This is a genomic window from Nocardioides eburneus (assembly GCF_040838215.1).
Classification (GTDB): domain Bacteria; phylum Actinomycetota; class Actinomycetes; order Propionibacteriales; family Nocardioidaceae; genus Nocardioides; species Nocardioides eburneus.
Genome location: NZ_JBFPJR010000061.1, coordinates 1 through 8,831, shown reverse-complemented (window position 1 = coordinate 8,831; position 8,831 = coordinate 1). Strand labels below are relative to the sequence as shown.

Sequence of the window (8,831 nt, the reverse complement as noted above, 5' to 3'; positions counted from 1 at the left end):
CGCCAGCGCGGCCTCGGGGCTCACGGGGCCGCCCTGGAAGAGCACGTCCGGCACCGCGACGGCATCGGCCCACGGGTCGAGGACGTCGGCCACCGGGACGGGCGAGGGCCGGTTGAGCACGACCCCCAGCACGCCGCTCTCATCGACGTCGATGAGCAGCACGACGGTGTCGACGAAGTTGGGGTCGTGGAGCTCCGGGCTCGCCACGAGGAGCATTCCGGCGCGCACCTCGGTCATGCGGCCAGTGTCGCAGATCCGGGCATCCGGGCCGAGCGCGAGCGAGCGTCCGGGCCCGAACGGGACGGGCGAGGCGAGGCCGCTGGACGCGGGCGGGCGTCAGGCCGCGAGGACCGCCTTGATGCGGTCGAGCAGCGAGGCCGGGCGCGCCCCGGCGATCGGCGTGGCGGGACGGTACGACGCCCGTGCCCGCGCCTCGATGTCGGCGCCGACCCGCACGGCCAGCTGGTCGGCGTACGCGCCCCTGCCGGCCATCACCGCCAGGAGCAGCTGCTCCTTCGCGTGGGCCTTCGCCATCGCCGCGCCCATGCGGGCGTCCAGCGGCTCGGCGCGGTAGTGGTCGAGGATCGCACGGACACCGGGCATCGCGAGCGCGGCGGCGTGCCACGCCCGGATCACGGCGGCGTCGAGGTCCATCGGCTGCTCGGCGAGCTCCTGCTCGATCCGGCCGGCGAGGCGGGTGTGCCACTTGAGCTGCAGGGCGCCCAGGAGGTCGAGCTCGTCGTCGAACTTCACGTCGACGCCGTCGACATCCATCGGCAGCAGACCGTCGCGACGCTCGTCGGCGACGGCCATCACGGTGCGGAGGATCTCTCCGCGCTTGTGGTAGGTCGTCCAGGTCATGGTTGCCCCCTTGGGATCGCGACTCGCATACCACGAGTACGTACCCAAAGTACGGTCCATACTCCCGGTACGCCAAACCCGACACGGGGTGATCCCGACCACCCCCACCCGAGGGCGCCAACTACAGTGGCCGGGTGGCGAAGTCGACTGTGAGCAAGCTCGTGCCGAAGGTCCCGCCCCTGCCCGGGGTCCCCGGAGCGACCAAGCGCCAGCAGTACTCCGCGTCGACCAAGCGCACGCTCGTCGAGGTGGCCGAAGAGCTGTTCACCGCCAACGGCTACGCCAGCACCTCGCTCGACGCCATCGTCGCCGGCGCCCAGGTCACCAAGGGCGCGCTCTACCACCACTTCAGCGGGAAGCAGGCCCTCTTCGAGGCGGTCTTCGAGAAGGTCGAGTCGTCGACCGCGCGCGCGATCCAGCAGGAGATGAAGGGCGTCAAGGACCCGTGGGAGAAGGCGCTCACCGGGTTGCGGTCCTTCCTCGCGGCGGTCCAGGCGTCGTCGTACCGCCGGATCGTCATCCAGGACGGCCCTGCGGTCCTCGGGTATGAGCGCTACCGCGAGAAGGAGGAGCGCTCCGCATTCGCCGTCGTCCAGGACATCGTCCGCACCGTGCTCACCGCCGGCGGCCACGACGTCGACGAGGCCATGGTCGGGACCTTCGCGCAGATCTTCTTCGGCGCCCTCTCCTCAGCGGGCGAGGCGGTCTCGGGGGCGACCGACACCACCGCGGCCGCCGAGCGCGTCGAGACGGCCATCGGGTTCATCCTCGCCGGCATCCAGTCCCTCGCCGACCGCGGTGTCGCGCTGGACGGCGAGACGTCGGCGGGATCGCTGCGGCGTACGCTCGGCGCGCTCGGCCAGGAGGGCTGAACCGGGCGGGGAACGACGAAGGGCCCCGACCGGCCCGGCGGCGCCGAGCGGTCGAGGCCCTGTCGTCGGGGCTACTTCTTGGTGAAGGTCACCGAGCCGCCGTTCTTGGGGACCAGCTCCAGCCAGACCTTGCCGGCCGGGATCGTCAGCTCCTTGCCGCCCGGGAGCGCGAAGCTGATGGGGGCGTTCTCGCCCTTCTTCTCCCAGGTCGCCCGGATCATCGTGCCGCCGTGGAAGATCCACGCCTTGCCCTTGCCGTTGAAGTGCGACACCGGCACGGGGTTGCCCGCCGGGTCGGTGTACGGCGCGATGCTGGTCTTCACCTGGGCGGCGACGATCGTCGCCGGGTTGAAGACGTCGCCGTCGGCCATGTAGCTGTTCTGCAGGACGTACTTCCCGCCCTGGAAGCGCCAGTTGTCGGTCCGGGCCGGCGAGAACCGCGCCGCGATGGTCGCGGCCTTCTTCTTCCCCGGGAAGTCGGACTCCTTCCCCCACGGGAAGTAGTCCGTGGGCCGGGTCGCCTTGCCCTTCGCGCCCGCGCCGATCGCCGCGACGTCGGCCTCGACACTGTGCAGGGTGTCGTGGGTCCCGTCGAGCACGCGCTTGACGTGGCTGTCGTTCATGTCGATCCACTTCACGCCGGCCTTCTTCAGCGCGTTGTAGGTGTAGGGCGCCGCGCCGCTCGTGATGAGCTTCGCGCCGACCGGCGAGGCGATGCCGACGTCCGTCGCCCGCATCGAGCGGATCGGGCCCGCCTTCGTCGGCAGCTGGGAGTAGAAGAACACCGCGAGGCGGGTGATGCCGCCCTCGACCAGCTCCTCGGTGACCATGTCCGCCTTGCCCAGGCCGTACTGCGGGTTGCTCGCCTCGGTGTTGTCGATCTTGGCGATGTAGACCGGGTGCTTCTGCGCCGCCGACCCGCTGCCGGTGACGTCGAGACCGGTGAGCGGCCAGGTCGAGTCGAGCGTGGTGCCCGAGGCGACCTTCTGCTGGTCCGGGGTATCTGCCTTCTTGTCGTCCGATCCGCCGCAGGCCGTCAACGCGAGGCTGGCGGCCACCAGCGGAATGAGAGCACGGGACAGGCGCACGGCAACTCCAAACATCGGCAAAGTCATCAGGTTCAGTCGTGTTTCCGGTTCAGTGTCCGACGGATCGGCGGCGGAACGCGGGAGGCGCGCCCGGACGCCGGACGCGCCTCCGCAGGGTAGGCGACCCTACGCCGCCGGCCCGATTCCGCAGGCCCGATTCTGCAGGGGTCGGGAGGAGTCAGACGAGGGTGGCGCCGCCGTCGACGTACAGCACCTGGCCGGTGACGTACGACGCCTCGTCGCTCGCGAGGAACGTCGCGGCGGCAGCGATGTCCTCGGGCTGGCCCACCCGCTTGACCGGGTTGTGGTCGGCCGCCGCGGCGCGGAACGCCTCCGGGTCCATGCCGACACGCGCGGCGGTGGCGTCGGTCATGTCGGTCACGATGAAGCCGGGGGCGACGGCGTTCACGTTGATGCCGAACGGGCCGAGCTCGATGGCGAGCGTGCGGGTGAAGCCCTGGATGCCCATCTTCGCCGCGGAGTAGTTCGCCTGGCCGCGGTTGCCGAGCGCGGACGTGCTGGAGACGTTGACGATCTTGCCGTACTTCTGCTTCACGAAGTGGGCCTGCGCCGCCTTGCTCATCAGGAAGTGGCCCTTGAGGTGGACGTTCATGACAAGGTCCCAGTCGTCCTCGGTCATCTTGAAGAGCATGTTGTCGCGGATGACGCCCGCGTTGTTCATGAGGATGTGGATGCCGCCGAGCTCGGCGACGGTCCGCTCGACCGCGGCCTCGGCGTCGGCGGCCCGGCCGACGTTGGCGCCGATGCCGACGGCCTTCGCGCCGTCGGCGACCGGGAGCTTCGCGGCCGCCTCGGCGGCAGCCTGCTCGTCGAGGTCGATGACGGCGACCGAGGCGCCCTCCTCGGCGAACCGGGTGGCGACCCCGAACCCGATCCCTCGGGCGGCACCGGTGATGACTGCGACGCGACCGTCGAAACGACCCATGGAGCACTCCTTCGTGACTGTGACGTGACTCTTCGTGTATCCGGGTGACGCGTGACGCCTCTGCCGTGACCAGGCCGTCGGCAAAGGACGCCCGTCACTGTAGTGCGGCGCGCAGCCGCTCGGCGTACCCCTCCATCTCGCCGTCCTGGTAGGCGTGCCGCGGCCAGAAGAAGCCCTTGAGGCCGTCGCCGCGGGTGCGGGGCACGACGTGGACGTGGAGATGCGGGACGGACTGGCTGACGACGTTGTTCACCGCGACGAAGCTGCCCTGGGCGCCGAGCCCCTCGACGACCGCGGCGGAGAGGCGCTGCGCGTGCGCGAGGAGGCCGTCGCGCAGCTCCGCGGGCAGGTCCGGCAGCGTCACCACGTGGTCCTTCGGCACGAGGAGGACGTGGCCCTTCTGCACCGGCCGGCGATCGAGGAAGCCGAGGAACCGGTCGTCCTCGAGCACCCGCTGGGCCGGCGTACGGCCGGCGACGATGTCGCAGAAGACGCAGTCGGTCATACGGCGAGGCTAGTCGCCAGCCCGTCGCCGGCTAGTCGCACGCTGCGCTGCCGCAACCGGGCACCACCAGCGGCCGGCCGCGGACCACGGCGTCGAAGTGCTGGGTGTCGCCGAGGCCGTAGGTCCAGCGCAGCCCGTGCCGGGCCATGATGCGTACGACGGGGTGCTTGCTGCTCCGCCACGCGACGCGCGGGTGGGAGTGGAACTGCCACCACCGGTCCGGGACGAGGCCCTGGGCGGAGCGGTAGGGGTTCTCCCAGGTGTTGACGTCGAGCGCCCGACCGTAGGAGTGCGGCGAGCGCACGCCGGGCCGGCCGGTGACGTCGCGGCAGTTGAAGGCGTAGGTGTTGTCGGCCGCCATCGAGGCGTAGTCGTTGCCTCCGTGGGAGCGCTTGGAGTAGCCGAACCGGTCGACGCGGTACATCGCCCTGATCGGATAGCCCTTGCGGTACATCTCCGCGAGCGCCGCCGACATCTGCCGGATCGCCCCGGCCGCCGCGACCAGCTCGCCGCGACGGCGGTAGCCGGCGTAGTCCCAGTAGTTGATCCGCAGCAGCCGCAGGCCGGCGCGGCCCACGGGGCAGCCGGAGTGCCAGGAGACCCCGACCATCTGCCGCCAGATCCCGTTCGGGATGCGCGTGATGACGGGATGCGCGCCCGCGCCGACGGCGTGCGGCTGCGCCGGGAGATGACGCCGCGGCCTCGGCGCCTTCTTCGGCAGCCACACCGGCTTCCCGGGCGGCACGTTGTCGAGCTTGTGGACGGGGCTGACGTCCGCGGCCACCCAGGTCGCCGAGGCGCGGGCGCGCCACCAGGTGTCGACGCGTGGCCTGACCGTGAAGGCGGCCGTGCCCTTCGCGTAGGTGCGGACGGTGCGGACCGGCCGCCAGACGCCGCCGCGGTAGCGCCGCTCGATGTGGACGACGCCCGCGACCGGCTCCCCCGCCCAGGTGCGCCAGGTGACGGTGAGTCGCGCGGAGCGCTCGTCGACGACCTTCGCCGGCCCGCCGAGCCTGACGACACCGACCCGCTTGCGCAGCGGCGCGGTGATCGCTGTCTCGGCGGCCTTCTGGCCGGTCTCGTCGGTGTAGGTCGCGCGGACCCGGTTGTCGGCCGGGTCCTTCGCGAGCGTGACCGTGTCGGTGGCCCGGCCCGCTGCGTCGGTCGTCGCCGTGCCGATCGTGCGCCAGGTGCCGTCGGAGCGGCGCGCGAACGTCACCGTCGCGCCGGGCAGCGGCTGGCCGTCGGCGCCGGCGAGGGTCGCGGTCAGGGTCGAGTCGCTGCCGGCGTACGCCTGGGTCGCGGCGAGCGTGAGCCTGGGTGCGGCCGAGGCCGCCGCGCCCGGCTCGGCGGCGGCCGCGACGATGCCGAGCACCATCGACACGGCGGCGGACAGAGTCGCGAGCATTCGGCCGAGACGCAGCATGGCCACGCACTGTAGACGCCTCGAGGCGCGCTGAGGTGACAACGAGGCCGCGCCGCGCCGGGGGCACGTGACGACCGTCGGTGGCATGGAGAGACCCGCCGGGCGGGTACTCGCCTGCGGTGGGAGCGACGATGATCCGGCCCGAGCGGCCGCGTGCCGCGGTACGCCGCGCACGCCGGCTGGCCTGGCTGCACCCACGCTGGCTGGTCGCCCTCAAGGCGGCGTGCGCGAGCGGCCTCGCGTGGCTGCTCGTCCAGCCGGTCGGCGGGTTCGTCCACGACTACCCCTACTACGCACCGCTCGGGGCCGTGGTCGCGATGTCGACGACGGTGGCGGGGTCGGTGCGCTACTCGGTCCAGGCGGTGGCGGCCATCGGTCTGGGCGGCGCCCTCGCCATCCTCACGATGGCGACCTCGGTGGAGAGCATCGCGGCGGTCGCGATCGTGATCGGCGTCGGCACCATCATGGCCGGCTGGGGTCGCCTCGGCGCGATGGGGTCCTGGGTCCCGATCGCCGGACTGTTCGTGCTCATCGTCGGCCGTACGGACCCGTGGCAGTACGTCCTGGCGTACGCCGGCCTCACCGCCGTCGGTGCCGTCGTCGGTACGGCGGTCAACGCGGCCCTCCCCCAGCTTCCCATGACCCCGCTGACCGTGGCGCTCGCCGGGCTGCGCTCGGAGATGGCGCGACAGCTCGAGGACCTGGCCGACGCACTGGAGTCCGAGGAGCAGGTGAGCAGCACCCGGTGGGAGGCCTGGCAGACCGCGCTCGACCCGCGGGCACGACGCGTCGAGGAGCTGCTCACCGAGGGGCTCGAGGCTCGACGCGGCAACTGGCGGGCGCGCCGTTGGCACGGGCTTGCGGAGCGCCGCCAGGAGCGTGCCCGCGCGCTGCGCTACCTCTCCGGCTGCGTCGAGGAGGTCATCGCCCTCGCCTCCGACCCGCGTTTCCAGCTCCACGACGCCGACGACGAGGCGACGAGGCTGCGCGGCGCGGTCGCTCGCGCGCTCCGGGCGAGCGCGGCCATGATCCGCACCGCCGGCGAGGAGCAGGGCGGCGCCGATCAGGAGGAGTGGGACGAGGCGGCGGACGCCGTCCGCGCCCTGCGACGCGTCATCGTCGGGCTCGACGTCGCGTCCGAGGACCGGTGGCTGCCCGCCTCGGCCATCGCGATCGGCCTGGAGCGCGCGGTCGACGCATGGGGAGAGCCGGGGAACGGCGACCAGGAGGACACCGCGGACCGCGCCGACTCGTGAGCGCCGGCCACGCTCGTGCGAGACACTGGCAGCCCCGACCCAGGAGGTGCCATGAGCGAGCGCAAGCGAGCGACCATCAGATTTCTCATGCGGCCGCGTCCGTACGCTCTTGCTTTTCTGACGGAGGTGGCCGCATGAGCGCGGAGACAGCAGCCGCCGTCGTACGCCGTTGGGAGGAGTCGGGCGGAGTGTGGCGGGTGGTGGGCCGCCGACGCGGCGAGCTCACCGTGTCACTGTGCCAGTGCACCGGCGGCGAGGAGGTCGACCGGATCGTCTCCGCCGACCCCGCGCTGCTGGCGTTCGTCGGCGACCGGGCCAGCAGCCTGGACTAGCTCGTCGGCGGCGCCCGGCCTCACGCCACGTCGGCGGCGACCACGGTCCACCCCTTCGCCTGTGGTCCGTCCAGCCGCAGGTCGAAGGTGAAGGTGACCGGCCGACGGTGGTGCGCGTCACCCCGGAGAACCTCCTCGGTCCGGCGGTCGACCTCGTAGTAGAGGCCCTCCGCGGCGACGGCGACGCGGAACACGACCGGGTCGCGTGAGACCAGCGAGCGCACCTCGACCGATCCGATGTCGGCGTCGCGCATGACGGTGCGGTCGGGCGTGCGGACGGCCGTGAAGTCGAGACTGCCGTCGTTCATCGCCCACTCCTCGAGGAACTCCTCGATGGCGACTTCGAGGACCGCCTTGTCGAAGCGACCGTCGACCAGGCTCAGGTCGGCAGCGGCGGCGTCGGCGTCCGTGGTCCACGAGATGGTGGTCAGCGACAGGACGTCGGTGGCGCCCTTGGCCGAGGTCTGGTCAGCCACCTCGAGCATGGCGTCGCGAGCGACCGCCTTCTGGTTCCACCCGTCCGTCTCGATGGCGTCGGTCAGGTGATGCGCACCTTCGGCCGCCTGCTCGACCGACGCCACGATCCACTCGCCGTCGTCCTGCTTGCGCAGCGTCCAGTACTCGACCGGGCGGGTCGACCCGTCGGTCCGGGTGAGGTTCGGCTGGCCCTGGCGGCGAACGTAGTCGTTGAGCGTCGCGCTGATCCGGAAGGTGACGGTGTCGTTCACCTCCCCCTCGCGGTTGGCGACGTCGACCAGGGCGACCGTCGGACCGGAGACGATCTCGACGACGTTGACCTCGCCGCGTGACTGGTAGTCGCCGAGCTCTTCGGCCCACTTGGCGTAGACGACCGGGGACAGGATGCGCTGCAGAGTGGCGTGGTCGTTGGCGGTCCAGGCGCGTTGGGCGGTCACGTAGAGGGAGGCCGCACGCTGCTTCAGGGCCTCGACGTCGAAGGTGGCGTCCGTCTGGGCGAGCTCGTCGACCTGGGCCTCGACCTGGGCGGCGCGCTCGTGCGCCTCCGCGTCCGAGCGGTGGGCCTGCTGGTCCGAGACCGTGTTGAGCCGGCTCGCGCTCTTCTTCCTCTGGCTCTTCGTGACCAGCCAGATGACCACCGCGAGGACGACGAGGATCACCAGCCAGGCGGCCGAGCCACCTCCGCCCGAGCCTGTGCCGTGGTAGGTGCTCCCGTGATAGCTGCTCCCGCCGTGGTAGCTGCTCCCGCCCCCGCTGTAACCGGAGCTGCCGCCCCCGGCCCGGGCGTACGCCGCGGTCGGGCTGGTCAGCGCAACCACCACTCCGAGCACCAGTGTCCAGCGACCCGCGCGCACGCGTGTCCTCCTCTTTCCGACCGTCACGCGCCCAACCCTGCCCCAGATCCGCCGTCGGGAAACATCGTGGCCGCATACGGCAACAGCACCCGAGCGCCAGGAGAACCGAGCACCCCGAGCAACGACGGGGCCGTGGCGGTTGCCCCCCGCCGCGGCGCGGAGTGCCGCCAGGAAATGACGAACCGACGTGTGCCCGCGCGGAGCGCGGGCACAC

10 protein-coding genes are annotated in these 8,831 nt (G+C 72.0%); 3 read left to right on the top strand and 7 right to left on the bottom strand.

Annotated elements, in window-relative coordinates; genetic code table 11:
- Together AB3X52_RS19205 and AB3X52_RS19200 are read right to left on the bottom strand one after the other, a co-directional pair.
- A partial coding sequence (locus tag AB3X52_RS19205) for a YqgE/AlgH family protein (RefSeq protein WP_367995716.1) occupies positions 1–237 on the bottom strand: 237 nt, incomplete at its 3' end.
- Positions 238–336: 99 nt separating this feature from the next.
- Positions 337–861 carry a hypothetical protein gene (locus tag AB3X52_RS19200; RefSeq protein WP_367995715.1) on the bottom strand — a complete coding sequence of 175 codons (525 nt, stop codon included), beginning with the start codon at positions 859–861 and terminating at the stop codon, positions 337–339.
- Positions 862–995: 134 nt separating this feature from the next.
- Between AB3X52_RS19200 and AB3X52_RS19195 the strand changes: the two genes are divergently transcribed.
- Positions 996–1,733, top strand: coding sequence for a TetR/AcrR family transcriptional regulator (locus tag AB3X52_RS19195; protein WP_367995714.1), 738 nt, complete (start codon positions 996–998; stop codon positions 1,731–1,733).
- A gap of 71 nt (positions 1,734–1,804) precedes the next feature.
- Here the strand turns inward: AB3X52_RS19195 and AB3X52_RS19190 are convergent, their stop codons facing one another.
- The 4 genes from AB3X52_RS19190 to AB3X52_RS19175 form a co-directional block, all read right to left on the bottom strand.
- Positions 1,805–2,791, bottom strand: coding sequence for a DUF3048 domain-containing protein (locus tag AB3X52_RS19190; protein ID WP_367995713.1), 987 nt, complete (start codon positions 2,789–2,791; stop codon positions 1,805–1,807).
- A gap of 208 nt (positions 2,792–2,999) precedes the next feature.
- Positions 3,000–3,767, bottom strand: a complete 768-nt coding sequence (locus tag AB3X52_RS19185) for an SDR family NAD(P)-dependent oxidoreductase (protein WP_367995712.1) — start codon at positions 3,765–3,767, stop codon at positions 3,000–3,002.
- 94 nt (positions 3,768–3,861) lie between these two features.
- A complete protein-coding gene (locus AB3X52_RS19180) occupies positions 3,862–4,272 on the bottom strand; it encodes an HIT family protein (protein WP_367995711.1) in 411 nt (136 codons plus the stop codon).
- A 31-nt stretch (positions 4,273–4,303) separates the two neighbouring features.
- Positions 4,304–5,698 (bottom strand): M15 family metallopeptidase, encoded by a 1,395-nt coding sequence (locus AB3X52_RS19175; protein WP_367995710.1) that lies wholly within the window; start codon positions 5,696–5,698, stop codon positions 4,304–4,306.
- A 131-nt stretch (positions 5,699–5,829) separates the two neighbouring features.
- On the opposite strand from AB3X52_RS19175, the gene AB3X52_RS19170 reads away from it, so the two are divergent.
- The gene (locus tag AB3X52_RS19170) at positions 5,830–6,954 is read left to right on the top strand and encodes an FUSC family protein (protein ID WP_367995709.1); all 1,125 of its coding nucleotides are present in this window, start codon (positions 5,830–5,832) and stop codon (positions 6,952–6,954) included.
- Positions 6,955–7,088: 134 nt separating this feature from the next.
- Entirely contained in the window at positions 7,089–7,286 is a 198-nt protein-coding gene (locus AB3X52_RS19165) for a hypothetical protein (protein WP_367995708.1), read from the top strand.
- A 20-nt stretch (positions 7,287–7,306) separates the two neighbouring features.
- Here the strand turns inward: AB3X52_RS19165 and AB3X52_RS19160 are convergent, their stop codons facing one another.
- Complete coding sequence (locus AB3X52_RS19160) at positions 7,307–8,617, bottom strand: TIM44-like domain-containing protein (RefSeq protein ID WP_367995707.1); 1,311 nt, start codon at positions 8,615–8,617, stop codon at positions 7,307–7,309.
- Positions 8,618–8,831: the final 214 nt, after the last annotated feature.